Origin of the sequence: Bacillus sp. GbtcB10 (assembly GCF_019091365.1) — a bacterium.
Taxonomy (GTDB): Bacteria; Bacillota; Bacilli; order Bacillales; family Bacillaceae; genus Bacillus; species Bacillus altitudinis.
Genome location: NZ_JAGXJP010000146.1, coordinates 1 through 271, shown reverse-complemented (window position 1 = coordinate 271; position 271 = coordinate 1). Strand labels below are relative to the sequence as shown.

Annotated in this window: 1 pseudogene; it reads right to left on the bottom strand. The window is 28.0% G+C overall.

The window, feature by feature from the left end:
- Positions 1-271, bottom strand: a pseudogene (locus tag KVT11_RS19910) (sensor histidine kinase); the annotation flags it as partial.

Below are 271 nucleotides of genomic sequence, written 5' to 3'. Positions count from 1 at the left end.
TGAAGTAAACTGGGAAATTTATCTCTTTTACAATTCCCTCTAAGAAATAATATTTCTCACTTTCTTCTTTTGAAAAAACCTTCATACCATTTTTAGCACCAGACATCATATATTTATCAATCTGATAATAAGTAGGTGCAACAAAATTTCCATCATAACCTTTTATTCTCAATGTTGTAGGAATCACTATGTCTTTATTCGATCTTTTACTTACTGTATCCATGATAGCTAGTTTAGTCGTTTTATTGAGTAAACTTGTAATTAATATACT